This is a genomic window from Microbacterium sp. NPDC058345 (assembly GCF_042723855.1).
Classification (GTDB): Bacteria; Actinomycetota; Actinomycetes; order Actinomycetales; family Microbacteriaceae; genus Microbacterium.
The window spans coordinates 49,831-69,899 of the sequence record NZ_JBHXIG010000003.1; the positions used below are offsets into that span (position 1 = coordinate 49,831).

Annotated in this window: 17 protein-coding genes; 6 read left to right on the forward strand and 11 right to left on the reverse strand. The window is 70.8% G+C overall.

What is annotated here, in order from left to right:
* The first annotated feature begins 64 nt into the window (after nt 1-64).
* Nucleotides 65-3,520, forward strand: a complete 3,456-nt coding sequence (locus tag ACFWH5_RS11920) for a bifunctional proline dehydrogenase/L-glutamate gamma-semialdehyde dehydrogenase (protein WP_378834890.1) — start codon at nt 65-67, stop codon at nt 3,518-3,520.
* A gap of 345 nt (nt 3,521-3,865) precedes the next feature.
* Here the strand turns inward: ACFWH5_RS11920 and ACFWH5_RS11925 are convergent, their stop codons facing one another.
* The 4 genes from ACFWH5_RS11925 to ACFWH5_RS11940 all read right to left on the reverse strand — a co-directional run bounded on the left by ACFWH5_RS11925 (nt 3,866) and on the right by ACFWH5_RS11940 (nt 7,238).
* Nucleotides 3,866-4,231 (reverse strand): DoxX family protein, encoded by a 366-nt coding sequence (locus ACFWH5_RS11925; protein WP_378834891.1) that lies wholly within the window; start codon nt 4,229-4,231, stop codon nt 3,866-3,868.
* Nucleotides 4,232-4,370: 139 nt separating this feature from the next.
* Nucleotides 4,371-4,583, reverse strand: coding sequence for a hypothetical protein (locus ACFWH5_RS11930; protein ID WP_378834892.1), 213 nt, complete (start codon nt 4,581-4,583; stop codon nt 4,371-4,373).
* 135 nt (nt 4,584-4,718) lie between these two features.
* The gene (locus tag ACFWH5_RS11935) at nt 4,719-5,171 is read right to left on the reverse strand and encodes a hypothetical protein (protein WP_378834893.1); all 453 of its coding nucleotides are present in this window, start codon (nt 5,169-5,171) and stop codon (nt 4,719-4,721) included.
* Between the two features lie 108 nt (nt 5,172-5,279).
* Nucleotides 5,280-7,238, reverse strand: coding sequence for an ABC1 kinase family protein (locus ACFWH5_RS11940; RefSeq protein WP_378834894.1), 1,959 nt, complete (start codon nt 7,236-7,238; stop codon nt 5,280-5,282).
* A 238-nt stretch (nt 7,239-7,476) separates the two neighbouring features.
* On the opposite strand from ACFWH5_RS11940, the gene ACFWH5_RS11945 reads away from it, so the two are divergent.
* The gene (locus ACFWH5_RS11945) at nt 7,477-8,088 is read left to right on the forward strand and encodes a GNAT family N-acetyltransferase (protein ID WP_378834895.1); all 612 of its coding nucleotides are present in this window, start codon (nt 7,477-7,479) and stop codon (nt 8,086-8,088) included.
* Nucleotides 8,089-8,092: 4 nt separating this feature from the next.
* Here the strand turns inward: ACFWH5_RS11945 and ACFWH5_RS11950 are convergent, their stop codons facing one another.
* From ACFWH5_RS11950 to ACFWH5_RS11970, 5 genes are all read right to left on the reverse strand, one after another.
* Nucleotides 8,093-8,746: a response regulator gene (locus ACFWH5_RS11950; RefSeq protein WP_378834896.1), complete on the reverse strand. Its 654-nt coding sequence runs from the start codon at nt 8,744-8,746 to the stop codon at nt 8,093-8,095.
* Nucleotides 8,743-9,945, reverse strand: coding sequence for a sensor histidine kinase (locus tag ACFWH5_RS11955; protein ID WP_378834898.1), 1,203 nt, complete (start codon nt 9,943-9,945; stop codon nt 8,743-8,745). The genes ACFWH5_RS11950 and ACFWH5_RS11955 overlap by 4 nt, the downstream gene beginning before the upstream one ends.
* Before the next feature lie 106 nt (nt 9,946-10,051).
* Nucleotides 10,052-11,071, reverse strand: coding sequence for an FAD-dependent monooxygenase (locus tag ACFWH5_RS11960; RefSeq protein WP_378834899.1), 1,020 nt, complete (start codon nt 11,069-11,071; stop codon nt 10,052-10,054).
* A complete protein-coding gene (locus ACFWH5_RS11965) occupies nt 11,068-11,745 on the reverse strand; it encodes an ABC transporter ATP-binding protein (protein WP_378834900.1) in 678 nt (225 codons plus the stop codon). Before ACFWH5_RS11965 ends, ACFWH5_RS11960 begins: the two co-directional genes overlap by 4 nt.
* Nucleotides 11,746-11,754: 9 nt before the next feature.
* Nucleotides 11,755-13,137: an ABC transporter permease gene (locus ACFWH5_RS11970; protein WP_378834902.1), complete on the reverse strand. Its 1,383-nt coding sequence runs from the start codon at nt 13,135-13,137 to the stop codon at nt 11,755-11,757.
* Nucleotides 13,138-13,288: 151 nt separating this feature from the next.
* On the opposite strand from ACFWH5_RS11970, the gene ACFWH5_RS11975 reads away from it, so the two are divergent.
* From ACFWH5_RS11975 to ACFWH5_RS11990, 4 genes are read left to right on the forward strand one after another with little or no spacing between them, the layout of a single operon-like run.
* Nucleotides 13,289-14,818 (forward strand): multicopper oxidase family protein, encoded by a 1,530-nt coding sequence (locus ACFWH5_RS11975; protein ID WP_378834903.1) that lies wholly within the window; start codon nt 13,289-13,291, stop codon nt 14,816-14,818.
* Nucleotides 14,815-16,152 carry a Dyp-type peroxidase gene (locus ACFWH5_RS11980; protein ID WP_378834904.1) on the forward strand — a complete coding sequence of 446 codons (1,338 nt, stop codon included), beginning with the start codon at nt 14,815-14,817 and terminating at the stop codon, nt 16,150-16,152. Before ACFWH5_RS11975 ends, ACFWH5_RS11980 begins: the two co-directional genes overlap by 4 nt.
* Nucleotides 16,149-16,613 carry a hypothetical protein gene (locus ACFWH5_RS11985; RefSeq protein ID WP_378834906.1) on the forward strand — a complete coding sequence of 155 codons (465 nt, stop codon included), beginning with the start codon at nt 16,149-16,151 and terminating at the stop codon, nt 16,611-16,613. The genes ACFWH5_RS11980 and ACFWH5_RS11985 overlap by 4 nt, the downstream gene beginning before the upstream one ends.
* Before the next feature lies 1 nt (nt 16,614).
* Nucleotides 16,615-17,475, forward strand: coding sequence for an aminoglycoside phosphotransferase family protein (locus ACFWH5_RS11990; protein ID WP_378834907.1), 861 nt, complete (start codon nt 16,615-16,617; stop codon nt 17,473-17,475).
* Between the two features lie 9 nt (nt 17,476-17,484).
* On the opposite strand, the gene ACFWH5_RS11995 is transcribed toward ACFWH5_RS11990, so the two are convergent.
* Entirely contained in the window at nt 17,485-18,378 is an 894-nt protein-coding gene (locus tag ACFWH5_RS11995) for a S41 family peptidase (RefSeq protein WP_378834909.1), read from the reverse strand.
* Nucleotides 18,379-18,546: 168 nt separating this feature from the next.
* The gene (locus tag ACFWH5_RS12000) at nt 18,547-19,989 is read right to left on the reverse strand and encodes a carboxylesterase/lipase family protein (protein WP_378834911.1); all 1,443 of its coding nucleotides are present in this window, start codon (nt 19,987-19,989) and stop codon (nt 18,547-18,549) included.
* Nucleotides 19,990-20,069 lie beyond the last annotated feature (80 nt).

Sequence of the window (20,069 nt, forward strand, 5' to 3'; positions counted from 1 at the left end):
ATCGAACATTATCCTTCAGGAACGTTCGCTTTTCATATCGGGTGCGGCGCGTCATCCTGAGACCATGAGCACCTCCGTGTCCGCCCCCTCCGCGGCATCCACCCCCGAATCCCGTGCCGAACTGGCCGCCCTCGCCGACGACGCCGTCGCGCTGGTGCGCCGCTGGCTCGCGGAGAGCCGCGACATCCCTGTCGACGTCGCCGCCCAGCGCCTCGCCGGCGTGCTGCGCGACCCGAACGGCCTCGACTTCACCGTCGGCTTCGTCGACGGCGTCGTCCGGCCCGAGGACACGAAGGTCGCCGCCCGAAAGCTGCGCGAGCTCGTGCCGCTCACCCCGAAGTTCCTGCCCGCCCCGCTGCGCGGTGCCATCGCCCTCGGCGGCGCGTTCGCGCCGATCCTGCCCGGCATCGTGGTGCCGATCAGCCGGCGCGTGCTGCGCGGCATGGTGCGCCACCTGATCGTCGACGCGCGTGACTCGCAGCTGGGCTCCGCGATCCGCCGCATCCGCTCGGCCGAGAACGTGCGCCTGAACATCAACCTGCTCGGCGAGGCCATCCTCGGCAAGGAGGAGGCCGCTCGGCGTCTCGAGGGAACCCGTCGCCTGCTGCAGCGCGACGATGTCGACTACGTCTCCATCAAGGTGTCGTCGACCGTCGCTCCGCACAGCCCGTGGGCCTTCGACGAGGCCGTGCAGCACGCCGCCGCGGCGCTGCGTCCGCTGTACGACATCGCGGTGAAGCGCGGCAAGTTCATCAACCTCGACATGGAGGAGTACAAGGACCTCGACCTGACGATCGCGGTCTTCACCGCGATCCTCGACCGTCCCGAGTTCACGAACCTCGAAGCCGGCATCGTGCTGCAGGCCTACCTGCCCGACGCCCTGTCGGCGATGATCCGCCTGCAGGAGTGGGCCGCCGCACGCGTCGCGGCCGGCGGCGCACCCATCAAGGTGCGCGTCGTGAAGGGCGCCAACCTGCCCATGGAGACCGTCGATGCCGAGTCGCACGGCTGGGAGCTGGCGACCTGGTCGACCAAGCAGCAGTCCGACTCCTCGTACAAGGCCGTGCTCGACTACGCGCTGCGCCCCGAGCACATCGGCCACGTGCGCATCGGCGTCGCCGGCCACAACCTGTTCGACATCGCGCTGGCCTGGCTGCTCGCTGAGCAGCGCGGCGTGACGCAGGGCATCGAGTTCGAGATGCTGCTGGGCATGGCGTCGGCGCAGGCCGAGGTCGTCAAGCGCACCGTCGGCTCACTGCTGCTCTACACGCCCGTCGTGCACCCCGACGAGTTCGACGTCGCGATCGCCTACCTGATCCGCCGTCTCGAAGAGGGCGCATCGCACGAGAACTTCATGTCGGCCGTCTTCGACCTCGACACGGATGCTGCGCTCTTCGAGCGCGAGAAGCAGCGCTTCCTGGCCTCGGTCGAGACGATGCCCGCGGAGGTGCCGGGTCCGAACCGCGTGCAGAACCGTCTCGAGGCGGCCGCACCCGCACCGCGCGACGGCTTCGAGAACACGCCCGACACCGACCCGTCGCTGGCCGCCAATCGGGCATGGGGCGACAGCATCCGCTCCCGCATGAAGGACTCCACGCTCGGGAACGACACCGTCGCGGCGAACACCCTGAACGAGGTCGACCAGGTCTCCGAGCGCATCGCAGCGGGCGTCGCCGCCGGCGAGGCCTGGCGCGCGCTGGGCGCCGACGGCCGCGCCGAGATCCTGCACCGCGCGGGTGACGTGCTCGAGGCGCGTCGTGCCGAGCTGCTCGAGGTCATGGGCTCCGAGGCCGGCAAGGTCATCGAGCAGGGCGACCCCGAGGTGTCGGAGGCGATCGACTTCGCGCACTACTACGCGGAGAGCGCGAAGAAGCTCGCCGACGTCGACGGCGCGGTCATGCAGCCGGTCGGGCTCACCGTCGTCACCCCGCCGTGGAACTTCCCGGTGGCCATCCCGGCCGGATCGGTGCTCTCGGCCCTGGCCACCGGGTCGCCCGTCATCATCAAGCCCGCCCGCCAGGCGCGTCGCTCGGGTGCCGTGATGGTCGAGGCGCTGTGGGAGGCCGGCGTGCCCCGCGACGTGCTGCAATACGTGCAGCTCGACGGCCGCGAGCTCGGCACCAGGCTGGTCAGCGACCCGGCCGTCGGCCGCGTGATCCTCACCGGCGGCTACGAGACGGCCGAGCTGTTCCGCAGCTTCCGCCCCGACCTGCCGCTGCTCGCCGAGACGAGCGGCAAGAACGCCATCATCGTGACGCCCTCTGCCGACCTCGACCTGGCCGCGAAGGATGTCGCGTACTCCGCCTTCGGTCACGCCGGCCAGAAGTGCTCGGCCGCATCCCTCGTCGTGCTGGTGGGTTCGGCGGCGCGGTCGGAGCGCTTCCGCCGTCAGCTTGTCGACGCCGTGCGCGCCTATGAGGTGGGCGACCCGAGCGACGGCAGCAATCGCATCGGACCGCTGATCGGCCCGGCAGAGGGCAAGCTGCTCGGCGCCCTCACCGAGCTGCATCCCGGTCAGTCGTGGCTGCTCGAGCCCGAGAAGCTCGACGACGCGGGGCAGCTGTGGCGCCCCGGCATCCGTGACGGCGTGCAGCGCGGCAGCGAGTTCCACCGCGTGGAGTACTTCGGGCCGGTGCTGGGCATCATGACCGCCGAGAGCCTGACCGAGGCGATCGACATCGTCAACGACATCGACTACGGGCTGACCAGCGGCATCCACTCGCTCGACGAGGACGAGATCCAGCAGTGGCTCGCTCGCATCCAGGCGGGCAACGTGTACGTCAACCGCGGCACGACCGGCGCGATCGTGCAGCGCCAGCCCTTCGGCGGCTGGAAGAAGGCCGCCGTGGGCGCCGGTTCGAAGGCGGGCGGCCCGAACTACCTCGTCGGCCTGTCGGAGTGGACGGATGCCGCGGTGTCGACCGCCACGGAGCTCGACGAGCTGGGCCGGTCGGCCGCCGCACTGGTCGACGGCGACGACGCGGCGTGGTTGCGCGGTGCGCTGGCGACCGACATCGACGCGTGGGCGGGGGAGTTCGGCGTCGTTCGTGACGCCACCGGCCTGACCACCGAGCAGAACGCGCTGCGCTACCAGGCGCTGCCGGTGACCGTGCGCTTCGCGGGCGAGCGCCTCGCTGAACTCATCCGCGTCGTCGCCGCGGGCCTGCGCGTGCGGGCACGGGTCACCGTGAGCACCGCGGCCGCGCTGCCGGCATCCGTCGTGACCTGGCTCGGCGCCCACGATGTCGTCGTCGTCACCGAGGACGCCGACACGTGGACAGCCCACGCGAAGCGCCTGGCGGCTGCGGGCGGACGGGTGCGGGTGATCGGGGCGGATGCCGCCGCGACCGCGTCCGCCGTGGACGGCTCGCCGAGCCTGGCGATCTACGCCAACCCGGTCGTGTCGGCGGGTCGCGTCGAGATGCTGACGTTCCTGCGCGAGCAGGCGGTGTCGGTCACCGCGCACCGCTTCGGCACGCCGCACCGCTACGACATCCCGCTGCTCGACCCGGTGCGCTGAGCCCCTCGCCCTGCGCCCCTGCCCGGACGACGCCGGCGTGGATCAGAAACGCACCTTCCCGTACCAGCGGGGTGCGTTTCTGATCCACGCAGCGGGGGTCAGCGGTGCAGCGTCGTCACGACCGTCGTGTCGTCCTTCCTCACCGTCGTGATCGCCGCGTCCGCGGCCTACTACCTCAGCCGGGTCGAGAACCGAGTGACAAGCTCGCTGACGCTGTACTTCCTGCTCGCCTCGGGATTCCCGCTCGATCTACCTGTGGCTGGGGCGCCGGCTCACCGAGGGGCTCACCCTCGGCATGGGCAAGTAGCGCCGCACCCCTCTGCCGCACGTCGTCGGTGTGAGCGCTCAGCCGAGGAGGAGGAGGCCCAGAACCGCCGCGGCAACCGACCCGACAGCGAGCACAAGGGGAACCAGGAACGGCTCGCCGCGACGCGCGTGCGTGATGACCGCGCCGGCCATGAGGGCGGCGAGCGAGAACCCGGCGACCGGGCTGAGCCCCATCGCGATCCCCGAGAGCATCGGCAGGATGAGCCCGGCGGCCCCCGCGATCTCCGCTGCGCCGATCAGCTTCACCTGAGCATCGGTGAAGTCATCGACGTAACCCATGCCGGCGGTCTTGAGCGCGGTTCTCGACCGCAGCAGCTTGGTGACGCCCGCCACGAGGAAGAGGGCGGTGAGAGAGCCGGCCGCGGCCCAGTAGGCGATCCACATGATGATGTCTCCTCTCGAGCACCGTATCGATGGTGCTGGCATGCCTTCTGTGAGCAGGGTGATCCTGCGATTCGGAACAAATGGAATGTAGGGTTCTCCGGAACAGCCGTCAGGCGCGGCGCGAGCGCGGCGGACGGATTCATCGCCGCCGGATGCGACGGTCGACCAGCATCGCCACGACGACGCCGATGATCGCGAACGTCGGCATCAGGAGCCCGAACAGCATCGCGAGCTCCAGGGGAAGGTCGCCCGCTCGCCCATTCAGCGCTCCGCCGGCCACAAGCGCGATGGCGACCGCATCCTGAATCAGGAAACCGCACAGGAGTCCGGCCGCGAGCCCGAGGGCGGTCACGGCGAGGACGCGCACGGGGCCCGCAGGGCGGGGCGAGGTCGCGCGCGGCGCCGGTGGGTCGGGAGGAGCGCCGAAGCTGCGGTTATTCGTGTGATCTTCAGGTGAGGAAGTCATCCTTCTCCGTTCGCAGAGTCGTCAGGCGCTCGTGCGCTTGGCGGCCGACTGGATACCCCACGCGATGAGGCCGCAGACGGCACCGGTGAGCGCGCTGGTGAACATTCCGCTGAACACGGCCGCCACGCGCGGGATGACGGCAGCAGCCGGGCTGTCGCCGAGCGCCGGTGGATCGCCCTGGTACGCCGCGTCCCAGAGGACCTGATGGGTGATGACGAGCATCGCACCGAAGATGACGCCGATGATCAGCACCGTGATGAACGGACTCGGAACCTTCCTGACCACGGCAGCCGCGACCCAGATCGCCATCGGGCCCAGGGCGAGCACCCAGTTCAGGACGTCGTTCTGCTCGATGATGTGGAGGTCATGCAGGATCACCCGTGGAAGCCCGAGGGCCGCAAGGCCGACCAGTGCGACGAACGGGAACCCGAGACCGGTCTTCCGGGGAGGGGCGGAGGGCGTGTCATGAATCATGCCGCCACGGTAGGCGGCGGAGTCGGGCTGCAGCGTCTGCCCTGAGGCGACAACTCGGTCGCACGAGGGAGACATCCGCATCGACTCGGTGCGAGGAACCCGATCGGATCATCGTGTGCTCGACGAGAGCCGGTGCAGGGCGATCACGGAACGGAGGCCGATGATGAGGCCTGCGGATCCCAGAACGGCGCCGACCAGGGGAAGGACGGCGACGCCGGGAGGAAGCGAAGGACCGCCGGTCTGCAGCAGGAGGACGAACGCGGCGGCGCACAGGAGCGCGCCGAACGCACATCCGCTCAGGACGGTGAGGATGCGGAGCCGCCATCCGCGCCGGGAGCTCTCCCTGGCGCCACTCGACCTCGCCGATGCCGTGTGCGCCTCCGTCAGGATGTCGAGATTGCCAGGCAGCCGGCGCAGGTACTGCCCGAGGGCCATCGCCTGTGCGGCAGCCAGACGGGGGAGTCTGCGGGGGTCGAGGGTCCGCGTGGCCGTGTCGCCGACTCGATCGAGGATGAGATCTGCGTAGTCCGAGCCGGGATCGAGTGACGCCACAGCGTCCTGAAGCGTCGCCAGGGTCCGCACGGCCGCAGCCAGGTTGCCGGGTACGGCGAGCCCGTGGCGGTGGAGCAGACGCAGCAGCCGGTCGCTCAGCACCGCGGTGTCGGGTTCGAGCGCGGTGAGGGTGAACAGCTCGCCGATGTCGCGGCGCAGCGCATGGTCGTCGAACGCGTCGCGGCCGAGGGTGAGGTGACGCACCGCGACGACCGCGGAGCGGGCGTCTTCCGCCCGCAGCGCCGAGAAGAAGCACACCAGCAGCTCGCGCTGCTCGCGATCGAGCACCGCGACAGACCCGAAATCGATCAGGGCGAGCTCCCCGCGTCCGTCGATCAGGATGTTCCCGGAGTGGAGGTCGGCGTGGAACACGCCGTCGATGAGGATCTGCTGCAGCACGACGTCGATCAGCTCTGCGGCGACCTCGCGTCGTCGCAAGGCCGGAAGCGCTCCGATGACGGATGCAGCGGAGGTCAACGGGGTGCCGGCGACGCGCTCCATGATCAGCACCCGACGTGTCGAGGCGTCGAGGTGCACCCGCGGGATGGTGATCCGCGGCCGGCCGCGCGTGGCCGCCGATCGCATCAGAGCGAGGTTGCGGCCCTCGACGCGGTAGTCGAGCTCGGCGCGCAGAGATGCGGCGAGCTCGTCCATCAGACGATGCAGGCCTGCGCGGCGCGCGTCATCCGAGCGCGCCTCGATCCGCCGGCAGACGCGAAGGGCGATGTCGATGTCGACCTCCACCTGCGCGCGGGCGCGCGGGCGCTGGACCTTGACGACGACCTCCTGACCGTCGGCGAGCGTCCCGACGTGAACCTGGCCGATCGATGCTGCGGCGAGAGGAATCGGGTCGAGGTGAGCGAACACGTCCGATGGGGGCCTGCCGAGCTCTGCCTGGAGCAGAGCCCCGACGTCATCCCAGCTCTCGGGGACGGCTTGAGTCTGCAGTGTCGCGAGCCGATCGGCCAGCGCTGCCGGCACCACATCCCGCCGAGACGCGAGCACCTGACCGAGCTTGACGAAGGCGACGCCGGCCTCGTTCAGCGCGCTCACCAGCGGTGGCCCCAGTTCGTCGAGGCGCACGGCGCCGCCACGGAGCAACGGCCCCAGGCCGTGCCGCATCGCGATGCGGACGATCTGGACGTAGCGCGCCGTCCGGCGAAGGCGGTCCCGCCAGCCTCGAAGGCGCGCGAGCAGGCCGACGCTCCGTCGGGACGGCCAGAGCAACTCGGAGGCGACCACGAAGGCCGCGCTCAGCGCCAACACCCACAGTGCAGAGACGAGCACGACGGCGACGTCGCCGGGAAGGGTCTCGACCTGCCCCAGTCGTTCCGCGTCGATCGCCGTGGCACCGGCCGCGAGGAAGGCGGCGGGCAGCACGAGGAAGAACCCGACGACGCCGGCGAGCACGGTGCGCACGGCGCCGATCGGCGCCCCGAGCAGCCAGCGGACGACGAGGCCGAGAGCGATCACGTAACCGCAGACCAGCACGGACGCGAAGATCGTGGCCAGCATGTCGCCCCCGCATTCGCTCGCACTGCTCGACGGAACTGCTCGGCCGCCCGGTCAGCCCATCCTCATGGTGCCGGCCGTGCGCCCCGCTCCGCGCCGTCGCCGGTCGACAGGCGAGGTCGCCCCGGAGCGACGCGACCGTCCTCCGGGATCGCAGGAAGAGTCGCCCGCCGAGGGCTTCGGCGCCCTCGGATGACGAGCAGGATGTCCGTGCATCATCCCCCGACCAGCAAGGACCGACGTGAGCATCCACGAGCCGAACCTGAACGTCGTCCGCCTCGACCGCACCGCCGCGAACGACGTCGCGGCGCTCCTCGGGCGAGGGATGGCCGACAATCCCGTCCATGCCGCCGTGTACCGAGGTGATGAGCGACACCGCGCCCGCTGTCACGCGCGGATCACGCGAACGCTGCTGGCGACGTCGGCAGCGCTGGACATCGAGGGTGTGGAGCAGGCCGGTGAGCTCATCGGCGTCGCCGCCGCCGCCGCGCCAGGACGATGCCAGCCGGGCGCCTCGGCACGGATGAGACTGCTGGCGACCGCCTCGGCGCTCGGAGCGCCGACGCTCTCGCGGCTGCTCGAATGGAACGGGATATGGGCGCGTCATGACCCGACGGAACCGCACGTGCATCTCGGCCCGGTGTCGGTCGATCGCCACCTCCGCGGCAGAGGCATCGGCAGTCTGCTGCTGCTGCGTCACGTCGGGAGGCTGGATGCGGTGGGTGCGGTCGGATACCTGGAGACGGACCGCCCCGAAGCAGTGGACTTCTACAGCCGGTTCGGTTACGCGATCGTCGGCGAAGAGGACGTTCTCGGCGTACCGACCTGGTTCATGCGCCGACCGGCGGCGTGATCGGTCACTCCACGACCAGCCCGGATCTGTGCGCGATCACCACCAACTCCGGTCGGTCACGAGCGCCGAGCTTCGCGAGGATGCGGCTGACGTAGGTTCGTGCGGTGGCCGGGCTCAGGTGCAGCCGGGCGGCGATCTCATCGTTCGTGTCGCCGTGGCCGATCCGGCCGAGCACCTCGAGCTCGCGGGTGCTGAGGAACGCCAGCCGGGGGTCGGGTGAGGGTGCGCCGGGCCCCGTCGCCACCATGTCCATCAGCCGCTCGGTGATCGCCGGCGACAGCAGGCGCTCACCGCTCGCCGCGCGGTGGACGGCGGAGCGCAGCTCGTCGCGGGGCGTGTTCTTGAGCAGATAGCCGACGGCGCCGGCCCGGATGGCCTCGACGATGTCCCGGTCGTCGTCGAACGTCGTGAGAACCACGACGCTGGTACCCGCGAGAAGGTCGTCCGCCCGGATCATCCGCGTCGCCTCGATACCGTCCATGACCGGCATGCGCAGATCCATCAGCACCACGTCGGGGCGGTGCCTGCGCACCGCTTCGACGCCGCGACGCCCGTCGGTCGCCTCCGCGACCACGCGGATCGCCTCGTCGCGCGAGAGCAGCGTCCGCAATCCGGTCCGCACGAGGTCCTGATCATCGACGAGCACGACGGTGGTCATCGCGCGTACTCCGCCGGAAGCGACACGCGCACGGCGAATCGCGAGCCTTCTTCTCGGCCGGCCGAGAAGCTGCCGCCGAGGAGCGTGGCGCGCTCGCGCATCCCAGCGAGACCGCGTCCCTTCTCGACGCGGTCACGCGAATCCGCCGTCGCTCGATCCATCACCCCGTCGTTGATGACGCTGACGTCCACGCTGCCCTCCCGCTGGGCGATCTCCACGTCTACTCGTGACGCGGCGGAATGGCGCACGACGTTCGTGATCGACTCCTGGACGATCCGGTAGATCGCCTCCTCCACGCCGGGCGGCAGCGCTGATCGCACCGACACCTGCGTGCGCACCGCGAGCCCGGCCTGGCGCGCCGGACGGATCGCCGTCTCCAGTTCGCTGAGCCTGGGCGCCGCATGTGCTGCGCCGTCCTCCTTGCGCAGGCGCGCGACGGTGCGCCGGAGCTCCTCGAACGAGGCCGACGCCGTCTCGGAGATCACACCGAGCGCATCGCGGATGGTGACCTCGTCCGGGTGCGGTCGTTCGTCGGCATCCAGGGCCTCCTCGGCGATCTGCGTATGCAGGGTCACCACCGTCAGCGCGTGACCGACGGAGTCGTGCAGCTCTCTGGCGATCACCAGTCGTTCGGACATGGCCTGCTTCTCCGCCTCTCGCTGTGACCGCTCGGCGACCAATGCCGCGATCTCGGACGCTCGCTGCCGCAATGACCGCCGGGAGCGCACGCTGTCACCGAAGGCGATGGCCCCGCCGAGGAGCAGCGCATGCCCCGGCAGGTCGTAGCCGACCACCACGGCCGGGGCCTGCCCCACGGCGAGGCGGTATGCGACGGACACGAGCAGGAGGGACGCCGCCGTGACGACGGCCGCCGTGATCCGCCCGCGCTCCGCCGCGGAGAACACCGCAGCGGCGAGGGGCACGGCGACGCCGATGGCGGGGTATCCCGCCGCATAATACGACAGGACTGCGGCGGCCGAGAGGACGACGACCACGACCGGGTACCGCCGGCGGGCGAGCATGAGACCGCCGAGACCGAGTGCCCATACGTACGCCCACCCGTCCGGATCGGCGTTCTCGATGTCGGCCACGATGAACAGCGAGACGATGAGCATCACTGCCATCCCGAGCACGGCGTCGAGCACCCACGGCCGCTGCTGCGCGATGTGACCGTCCTCCACGGGGCCCTTGCCTGTCATGCAGTCATGCTAGATCCTGCCGTCATCGCGGGGGAGTCGTCCGCAGGCGACATCCCGACTCCGCGCGGCGCACGCCACGCGGTCGCCGCGCGGATGCCGTGGCGGGTCACCGCATCAGCAGACGAACGGCGGCGTCACGCACTCGCGTGGCACGTTCGGCCGTGGCAACACGGTTGAGCATTCGCGCGGCGCGCACCACACGACGGCCCCGGGGACGTCGATGCCGGTCGTAGAGCAGCAGCCCTGAGCGGACGTCCGGCTCGGCGTCGAGCGCGCGGGCGAGCGAGACGGCGTCGAGGAGAGATTCGCAGGCGCCACGACCGAGGTTCGGCGCCATCGCATGCGCGGCATCCCCGACGAGGGCGACCCGGCCGCGCACCCATCGATCGGGTATGGAGACGTCGAAGAGCTCGCGGCGGTCGACGTCGACCTCCTCGACTTCCTCCACGACCGTCCGCACCGCCGGATGCCACGCGGAGAACGCGTGGCGAAGCACGGGCACGGCGTCGTCGCCAGGGTCTCCGGCGCGCCCGCGGCGGAGGCAGGCGAACCAGTTCGTCCGTCTGCCGTCCATCGGCGTCAGGCCGAACAGCGCGCCAGGTCCCCACGTCTCCGTCACCGAATCGGCGGGTCGATCCAGCACGCCGCGGAAGGCCACGGTGCCGAGCGCTCGTTCGGCACCCCGTCCCCAGTACTGTGCCCGGACACGGCTGCGGATGCCGTCGGCGCCGACCACGAGATCGGTCGCCGGAAGATCCTCCGGTGCGGTGACGGGGTGCGCCCAGTGGACGGCATCCGACGGCAGACGGTCGAGCAGCGCGGAAAGCAGCCGCTCACGAGAGACGAGATGAGCGCTCCGACGAGCCGGGATCCGGCCGACCACGGCGCCGCGGGGGTCCAGGATGCTGGCGCCGCGGCTGTGGGCGGCGAAACGGCGGATGGGTTCGTCCACACCGAGACGGAGGAGCGCATCCATCGCCTCCGGCCACATCCCCAGCGCCGTCCCGCCGGAAGGGAGGCCGCCGGCCCGCTCGTGCACCTCGACGCTCCATCCGACGTCGCGCAGCGCCACCGCCGTCGCCAGCCCGGCGACGCCCGCACCGATGACGATCGCGTGCCGGCTCATGATCCGCGCTCCGCGGTGACCTCGCCCCGTTGCACACGCAGTCGCCGCTCCGCCCGTCGCGCGACCTGGTCGTCGTGTGTGACGATCACCGTCGTGATGGCGTTACTGCGCCGGATCGACGAGAGCGCGTCCAGCACCGCATCCCGCGTCTGCCCGTCGAGGTTCCCGGTCGGTTCGTCCGCGAGCAGGATCGACGGACGCTTGACGATCGCACGTGCGATCGCGACGCGCTGCTGCTGGCCGCCCGACAGCTCGGCCGGCAGGTGATCGCGCCTGTCACCGACGCCCAGCTGCTCGAGCGCATCCAGGGCGCGTACGCGCCGCTCGCGTGCCGGCACCCGCAGCGGCACCAGCGCGGACTCCACATTCTCGCGGGCGGTGAGCGTGGGGATGAGGTTGAACGACTGGAACACGAATCCGACGTGGCGGGCGCGGTACGCGGTCAAGAGCCGGTCGGATGACGTTGCGAGATCCTTCCCCTGGAACAGCACCCGGCCTCTGGTCGGTCGGTCGAGGGCACCGAGGATCTGCAGCAGCGTCGACTTGCCGCCCCCGGTGGGACCTTGGATGGAGATGAGCTCGCCGGATCGGATGGTCAGGGTGACATCGCGCAATGCGCGCACCGCCCCGTTCCTCCCGGGATACTCCTTGCTCAGGTGCTCGACGGTGTACACGGGTTCCCCTCACTCGACGCTGCGCAGCGCAGCGGCTGGACGAAGTGCGGCGGCTCGCCACCCACCGATGGCAGCGGAGAGCACGCCACCGACGGTGGCCAGCGAGACGGCGGCCAGCACCATCAGCGGCGTGACCGGAGCCTGGAGGATCACCTCGGTGCCTGTATCCGCGAGCCCGGGCAGACCCGCGCCGACCGGTCGGGCAGGGCGGGGCGGTGCGGCCGTGAGCACCGGTGCGGTGGCATTGACGACGAGTACGCCGCCGAGGCCGGCCAGTGCACCCAGCGCGCCGCCCAGAAGCCCGTGCACGAGGGATTCGACGCCCACGTGCGCGGCGATGCGCTGGTTGCTCCATCCGATGGCCTTCAGCGTTCCGAACTCGCGGGTGCGCCTCGTCACCCCGGTGACCGCCGACAGCATCGACAGGACGAACGCGGTCGCGAGTGCGATCGCTGTGAGCCAGGTACCGAGACCGCTGACCAGATCGGACGCCGCGCCCAGTGAGCCGGTCACATCGCCGGCGAGCTCGGCCTGCGTCTGCACCGTCGCGGTCGGTGAAAGCGCTGCGAGCTCGGCCTCGAGCTCCTCGATCCCCGCCGCCGACCGCGCCTGCACGTAGATCGTGCTCAGCCGGTCCTCGAGCCCTGCGAGCGTCTGGGCGACGTCGAGCGGCACGTAGACGTCCGAGGCGGTGGTCGCCTCGGCCGTGGCGGATGCGACGGTCCCGACGACCTCGAACGGCACATTCTCGACGGTGACGCTCTCACCGATCCCGATGCCGGCCGACAGAGCATAAGAGCTGTCCAGGACCGCGACGTGCGAACCGTGATCGCGTTCATCGAGGAGCCGCCCTGCCTCCACCGTCACACCCGACAGCAGGCCGACCATCTCGGCGGAAGGGTCGACACCGCTGACCGTGAAGGAATCGATGTCGAGCGCGCCGGCACCCGGGCCGGCGCTGCGTCGGTCCGTTCGCTCTCCGGCCGGGGGGAGCGTACCGCTGAGCGTGGTGTTGTTCAGCGTCAGGCCTCCGCCGACGCCGGCGACGGAATCGAGACGGGCGATGTCGTCGACGAGCGAAGCCGGCACGGTTCCGGTGCCACGCGGAAGACCGAGCCGCACCTGCCGCAGCTCCCCGGTGTCGCCCGTGGCCGCGCCCGGGATCTCGAACCGCATCCCGCTGCCGCTCTCCGGCTCCGCTCTCTCGCTCACGGTCACATCCGTGCCGACGCCGTACATCGACTGCAGCACGGACGACTGCGCCTCACGGACTCCCTCCGAGGCCGCGTCGACGACGATCACCAGGCCGATCGCCGCGGCGACCCCGGTCGCCAGGATCACCGTCTGGCGACGGCGGCGAGTGAGCTCACGGCGCACATGGGTGAAGAGCATGACATGTGTCTAGACGAACGCGGCTCCGCGGCGCTGTCGCCTCCGGGCGACGGGTGTGTCGATCGCGGACGGACGCGGTGGCCGTTCCGCGATCCATATCGTCCCCGATATGACGCGGAGACCAGATCATGACCGGCATGGACGGAGCCGGATGCGTGTCGGCAGGCTGATCGGTCCTGGCATCCTCCTCGGCGCCACCGTGCTGGGTGTGGCGACGACGTTCACCGCCTGCGCCTTCGAGTCGGACTTCCGCTCGGACTCCACGGTCTTCGCGCCCAAGAGCCCACCGTCCTTCGACACGCCCCTGCCCATCCCGCCCCTCGCCGAATCCGAGGTGGTCGACGGCGTGCGGATCTTCTCGCTGACCGCCGAGGAAGGGGCGTCGGAGTTCGTGGACGGCGTGACGACCACGACCTGGGGCTACAACGGCGACTACCTCGGGCCGACCCTTCGCGCGAAGCGCGGGGAGAGGGTCGCCGTCGACGTGACCAACGACCTCGCCGAGACGACGACGGTGCACTGGCATGGCATGCACCTTCCCGCCGCCATGGACGGCGGGCCGCATCAGCCGATCGAAGCCGGCGGGAGCTGGCGTCCGCAGTGGCGCATCGACCAGCCGGCGGCGACGCTCTGGTATCACCCGCACCCGCACGGCGAGACCGAGGAGCACGTGATCCGCGGACTCGCCGGGATGTTCATCCTCGACGACGAGACGTCCGGCTCGCTCGGCCTGCCGACCCGGTACGGTGTCGACGACATCCCGGTGATCGTGCAGGACAAGCGGCTCCGCTCCGACGGGCAGTTCGAACTGGACTCCCAGGGCAACGAGATCGGCCTGCTGGGAGACATGGTGCTCGTCAACGGCACCTGGGGTGCGGCGCTGGACGTGACGACCGAACTCGTGCGGCTGCGCATCCTCAACGGCTCCAGTGCCCGGACCTACGACTTCGCGCTCGACGACGGACGAGACTTCGCGCTCGTGGCCACCGACGGAGGATTGCTCGAGCGGCCGTTCAGCACCGATCATGTGCGGCTCTCACCCGGCGAGCGCGCCGAGATGGTCGTCGCCATGCAGCCGGGGGAGGAGACGATGCTGCGCTCTCTGCCACCTGATCTCGGTGACGTCGCCGCACCCTTCGCCTTCGGAGGGAACGCCGAGTTCGATGTGCTCCTGCTGCGAGCGGCCGATGCGCTCGAGCCGTCCGCGCCACTCGCAGGGCAGTTCGCCGAGATCGAGCGATTCGCCGAGGCGGACGCCGACAACACCCGGACGTTCGACGTGCAGAACCGGGAGATCAACGGCCTGCGCATGGACATGGACCGCATCGACGAGGTGATGCAGGTCGGCTCGACCGAGCTCTGGAATGTCACGAATCGCGACCTCTTCCCGCACAACTGGCACGTGCACGACGTGCAGTTCCAGGTGCTCGACATCGACGGAGACGCCCCGCCGGCGGAACTCAGCGGCTGGAAGGACACCATCTACCTCGAACCGCGACGGCGGTACCGGATCATGATGCGATTCGAGGACTACGTCGACGACGAGAAGCCGTACATGATCCACTGCCACCTGCTGCTCCACGAGGACGAGGGACTCATGTCGCAGTTCGTCGTGAGCACGGACCCTCCCGGCCGCAACTCCGGTCAGGACGCCGGCTCCAGTGACGGACACGGGCATTGACCGCGCTACCGGGCGGTGAACCCCGCACCGCCGGCCTGAGCCGACGCGCCCTGCTCGGCTCCGCGATCGCGACCGTGGGCGGGTCCGCCGCCCTCGGTCTCGCGGGTTCGGCCCTGTTCGCGGGCGGCGGGCCGCCGGTTCCCGCCGAAGGCGAGCATGGTGTCGTCTCGCCGTTCGGTGCTCACCAGGCCGGTGTCGACACTCCGCAGCAGCGTCACGCCATGTTCGTCTCGGCCGATCTCACCGTTCCGGATGCAGCGACGCTGCGGACCTTCCTGAGAGACCTGACCGCGACCATCACCCGGATCACGCGCGGCGACCATCCTCCCGCATCCGGGATGCTGAGTCCCGGTGCGTCGACAGTCACCGACTTCGCGACCGGCCTGCCCCCTGCACGTCTCACCGTCACGGTCGGACTCGGACTCCGGGTTCTCGCGCTGCCGGGAATCGCAGCGCCACCACCGCGTCGGCTGCGGCCGCTGCCGGCCTTCGACGGTGACGCACTCGATCCGCGCTGGAGCGATGGCGACCTGCTGCTGCAGCTCTGCGCCGATGATGCGCAGGTCCTCAGCGCGGCCATGAGGTCGCTCCGGGCCCGGATGCCCGGTTTCGCCACTCTGCGGTGGACGCAGTCGGGGTTCTCGAGCGCGCCCCCGGCGGGCGGCACGCCGCGGAACATGTTCGGTCAGAAGGACGGGACGTCCAATCCGCGCCCGGGCACGGCCGCGTTCGACGACACGGTCTGGGCCCGCGATGACGAACCCGGCTGGTTCGCCGGTGGCACCTACCTCGTGTTCCGCAAGATCCGTATGAAGACGGCGGACTGGGATCTGACCGGCCGTGATGAGCAGGACGCCGTCATCGGGCGGCGTCGCTCGGACGGCGCACCACTCACCGGTCGGCAGGAATTCGACGAGCCCGACTTCGACGCAACGGTCGGGGCCGACCCGGTGATCGCCGCGGACGCCCATATCCGGCGCGTGCGAGGGTTCCCCATGCTGCGGCGCAGTTACAGCTACGACTACGGGCAGCTCATCGCCACCGCCGGCGGGCATCCCGAACCCGCTGCCGACTCGCGGCATGAGCATCCGAAGGGCGCACCGGGACATGTGCACGGCGCGGATGAGCATGCGCACGTGGGGCACGGGCAGATCGACGTCGGACTTCTGTTCTGCGCGTACGGCAATGACCCGGAGCGCCAGTTCATAGCCGCCCAGCGCCGCAGCGCCGAATCGGATCGCCTGAGCAGATTCATCACGCACACCGGCAGCGCTCTGTTCGCCGTACTTCCCGGCTGCCGGGAAGGCGGATATCTGGGGGACACGCTGCTGTGAGCATCGAGCCCCATCCGCAGCGCGGCGTGCCGGACGCGCGCCACGCCGCCGCGGCCCGCCGTACGGGTCGCGCCCTGACGGCCGCCGCGGGCATGGCGGCGGGTGGCGCGGCGTTCACCGTGCTGGCCCGCGGACTTCCCCTGCCAGTCGCGATCGTGTCCTTCGCAGTGAGTGCGGCGCTGACGTCCGCCGTCCTGCAGGCCGCCGCGCTGGTGGCGGCGATCGCCCGACGCCGGAAGGGGGTTCGCGAGCGCAGCGTCCGCCTCGCCGGCACGATCGCCGCACTCGTCGTCGCGGTCGTCCTCGGCGTCCTGCGCGGATGGGACGCTGCCGTGTACTGGGCATCGGTGATCGGTCCGGGCGCCCCCGCGGTCAGTGGCGCGGCGGCGGCGATGCTGGCACGATCGCTGTGGTGGATGCGGTCCCTGCGGAGGCCGCCCGATCCGGGCGAGGAGGTCTGACGTGAGCATCGGGCCCGATGAGCAGGAAAGAGACCTGCTCCGTCGCGTGAACAGCCGCCACCGGCTCTGGAGCCACGCCGACGCGGTGACGGTGCTCGCGAGGCGCGTCGAGAGCACGACCTTCGCCATCGGCGGCTGCATCGTCCGGCACGCCGACGGCGACGCCGTCTCGCGGGAAGCGACGCTGCTCGCCGCGCTCGCGAGCGCGGGGGCTGTTCTCGTGCCGACCCCCCTCGTCCACGAGGCTGCCCTCGGGGTGCTCATCACGCGACGGCTGCCCGGCACTCCGGTCATCGGCCGTGTGCGGCGCGACCCCGGATCGCTGCCGCGTGCGCTGATCGAGACGCTGATCGCACTGCGCCGCATCGGCGGAAGCGTGGGGCTGCCCGCCGACCCGTATCCGAACGACCTGTGGCACGCCGACGCGGTCGAGCAGTTCCGTGCGGTCCGGGGGCAGCTTCCCGGCGAACGCATCCGTCTCCTGGAGGAGTTCCTCGAAGCGGCTCCGCCGCCGACACGAACGGGGACCGTGCCGCAGCACAACGACCTCGGTGCCGAGCACGTCCTGGTGGATGACGCGGGAAGGGTGACGGGGATCGTCGACTGGGCCGATGCCGCGCTCGCGGACCCCGCCCGCGACCTCGGCTCGATCTTCCGTGACTTCGGCGAGAATGTGGCCCGCGGGGTGGCAGCAGGCCTGGGCATCGCGGTGACCGAAGCGGAGTTCCGCAGGATCGTGTTCCACGCCCGATGCAAATGGATCGAAGACGTGGCGTTCGCTGTGCAGGATCCCGAGCGTCGTGCGGACTATCTCGCGAACGCCGATCGCACCTTCGCGCACACCTTCGCCGCGACGCGATGAGCGTGGCCGTCAGCGCAGCAGCCGCCGCGCTTCCGCCAGAGCGCGCGCCAGCGGATGATCGGCATCTCCGACGACGACATCCGGACTGATGCCGACCTGATCCCAGTTGGTGCCGGTGCGCGGATCGACCGGGGCCCCGGTCGGGATGAGTACATGGAAGCCGCTGCGATCGGCGAAGCTCTCCACCGGGTTGGCTGCACCGGCGGTCCGCCGCCCGACGATCACGGCTCGGCTCGTGGTCTGCAGCGTGTAGGTCAGGCTCTCCGCCGCCGACGCCGTTCGCTCATCCACGAGGACGACAAGCGGAATCTCTGCGAGCCGGCCGACCGGCCGGCGCGGACGAGTGCGGACGACCCGTGCCGACTCGCCCCTACGGGTGAAGGTGAGGATGTGCACGGCCTCCGGTCCGAGGAACGCGGACAGCAGGTGCTCGGTCATCGACGGCCACCCGCCAGGGTTGCCGCGCACATCGACGATGGCCGCTTCGCTGTGCTCGAGGCGGGTCAGGCAGTCGTCGGCGAGTGCGACGGCATCCGCCGACATCGCGTCGTCGAACCTGCGGACCGTGAGGATGCCGATTCCGCCGACGTCGAGCATGCTCATCGCGGGATCGGAATCGTCCTGGAGAACCCAGCGGCTCAACGATGACGGCGCTCCCCAGGTCACCGCGAAGTGGCGATCCTGGGTGCGCAGCTGCGCCGTGAGTTCGCGAGCGAACACCGACGAGGAGAGGCCGCTGGAACGCACCGGGCGGCCACGCAATCCGGTCGCGCATACGTCCGCGACGGCGGGGAAGACGTAGTGCTTCTCGATGAGGTCCGCAAGCCCGTCGAGCGCCCGCCGCTGGGCGGATGCCGTGATCCAGCGGATGGACTGGGCGGGAAGGCTGGTGGGGCTCGCCACGACGCGTCTCCTCTGTGCGGCAACGGGGTGCCGGCCACGATAGTGAGCAGTCCCGTCCAGGCGATGTCGCCCCGAAGCGACGACTCGCGTCGATCGTCGTCGAAGTCGCATGGCGGTCACCCGCGCGACGGCGCGTGGGCAGCGGGATGGTGGGGTACGACGAGCGGCTCAGATCAGCGCGAGCGCGTCGTCGTAGGCCGACCGCGACAGGGCCGGCTGGTCGCCGAAGACGCGGGTCATGCCGGGTTCCGTGCGCCACGCCGGCCAACCCGGAGCCCCGTCGCGCACGAAGGCGACCGCAGCGGCGTGCATGTCGTCGGCGAGCGTCTGCGGCGGAGCGTCGCCGGCGAGCTTCGCGACGTGCTCCTCGTCGAGGCAGTCCCACCAGAACGGCACGTCCAGGCAATGGCACGCCCAGCGCTGCGCCGGTGAGACCCAGGCGAACCGGTACACCCAGGTGTCCGACGCTCGCCGCGTCTCGGCCACCCGCACCACGAGCGAGCGGAACACGCGATCGGTGACGAACCGTCCCAGCACGGCGACGGCTCCGCGGCGCGTCCGGTTCGCGTGCAGCCAGCGACGCCGCAGAGGGCCGGCGGCCTCCAGCAGCCGCAGCGCGAGTCTCGCCGGCACGCGCCGCAGCATCCGCGGGGCCGTGTCGAAGGCCATCGTGAACTCGTCGTCGGTGGCGCCGAGCAGCAGCGGCTTGTCGGCTCCGACGCCCAGGGCGAGCGATGCGGGTGCCGGCCGTTCGATCAGCTCTCCGTCGATGACGGGACCCCACGGCAGGCCGTCGGTCAGCACGGCGGTGGTGGCGGCGAGCCCCCGCTTGCCGAGCAGCGACGCCTCATACTGCCGGCGCGTGAGCTCGCGCTCCCGCACGGCGCGGAAGCCGTCGAGAGTGGGCGCCGCCGCACCGACCATCTCCGCCAGCCGGATACTGCGCTTTCGGGCGAGTTCGCGCGGGAGGTCTCCGCCCGCCGCGCTGAAGGCCATGCCGGCGCGGAACAGGTGCTGCGCGCTCGCCATGCCGAGCAGGGTGAGCACGGCCCCGCCTCCCGCGGACTGCCCGGCGATCGTCACCTTCGCCGGGTCGCCGCCGAAGGCGGCGATGTTGCGCTGTGCCCATTCGAGAGCGGCGATCCAGTCGCGCACGCCACGGTTGTCGGGTGCGCCGTCGATGATGCCGAAGCCGTCGAACCCGAGCCGGTACGAGATGCTCACGGTGACCACGCCGTCGCGGCTGAAGGATCGCCCGTCGTACCACGGGCTCGCCGAGGAGCCGGCCGAGTATCCGCCCCCGTGGATCCATACCAGTACGGGAAGGGCGCCGTCCGTGTCCGGCGTGAAGACGTTGACGTTCAGCGTCGCGGAGCCGGGCACGCTCGGTTCGGGGATGAGTGCGTTCGGCTCCTCCCGGCGCTGCGGAGTGGCTCCGTACGCGGTCGCGTCGAGCACCTCGGTCCACGGCTCCACCGGCTGCGGGGCGAGGAATCTACGGCGGCCGGTGGGCGCCGCGGCGTACGGGATGCCGAGGAATGCGAGGTCGCCGGAGCGGCGCAGCCCGCGCACCGGACCTTCGACCGTCCGCACCACGGGTCCATCGGCCATGAGCACCACCCCCGCCTCCAGTATCGCCGCATCGGCCCGCATACGGCATCCCTGTGAATGACGGGAGTGTGATCGGTGGA

Bases quoted from the DNA above. Each gene is read 5' to 3' on its own strand.
- ACFWH5_RS11920 (WP_378834890.1), top strand. From the start codon at position 65: ATGAGCACCTCCGTGTCCGCCCCCTCCGCGGCATCCACCCCCGAATCC.
- ACFWH5_RS11925 (WP_378834891.1), bottom strand. From the start codon at position 4,231: ATGTGGATCGCCTACTGGGCCGCGGCCGGCTCTCTCACCGCCCTCTTC.
- ACFWH5_RS11935 (WP_378834893.1), bottom strand. From the start codon at position 5,171: ATGATTCATGACACGCCCTCCGCCCCTCCCCGGAAGACCGGTCTCGGG.
- ACFWH5_RS11940 (WP_378834894.1), bottom strand. From the start codon at position 7,238: ATGCTGGCCACGATCTTCGCGTCCGTGCTGGTCTGCGGTTACGTGATC.
- ACFWH5_RS11950 (WP_378834896.1), bottom strand. From the start codon at position 8,746: ATGACCACCGTCGTGCTCGTCGATGATCAGGACCTCGTGCGGACCGGA.
- ACFWH5_RS11955 (WP_378834898.1), bottom strand. From the start codon at position 9,945: ATGACAGGCAAGGGCCCCGTGGAGGACGGTCACATCGCGCAGCAGCGG.
- ACFWH5_RS11960 (WP_378834899.1), bottom strand. From the start codon at position 11,071: ATGAGCCGGCACGCGATCGTCATCGGTGCGGGCGTCGCCGGGCTGGCG.
- ACFWH5_RS11970 (WP_378834902.1), bottom strand. From the start codon at position 13,137: ATGCTCTTCACCCATGTGCGCCGTGAGCTCACTCGCCGCCGTCGCCAG.
- ACFWH5_RS11975 (WP_378834903.1), top strand. From the start codon at position 13,289: ATGCGTGTCGGCAGGCTGATCGGTCCTGGCATCCTCCTCGGCGCCACC.
- ACFWH5_RS12000 (WP_378834911.1), bottom strand. From the start codon at position 19,989: ATGGCCGATGGACCCGTGGTGCGGACGGTCGAAGGTCCGGTGCGCGGG.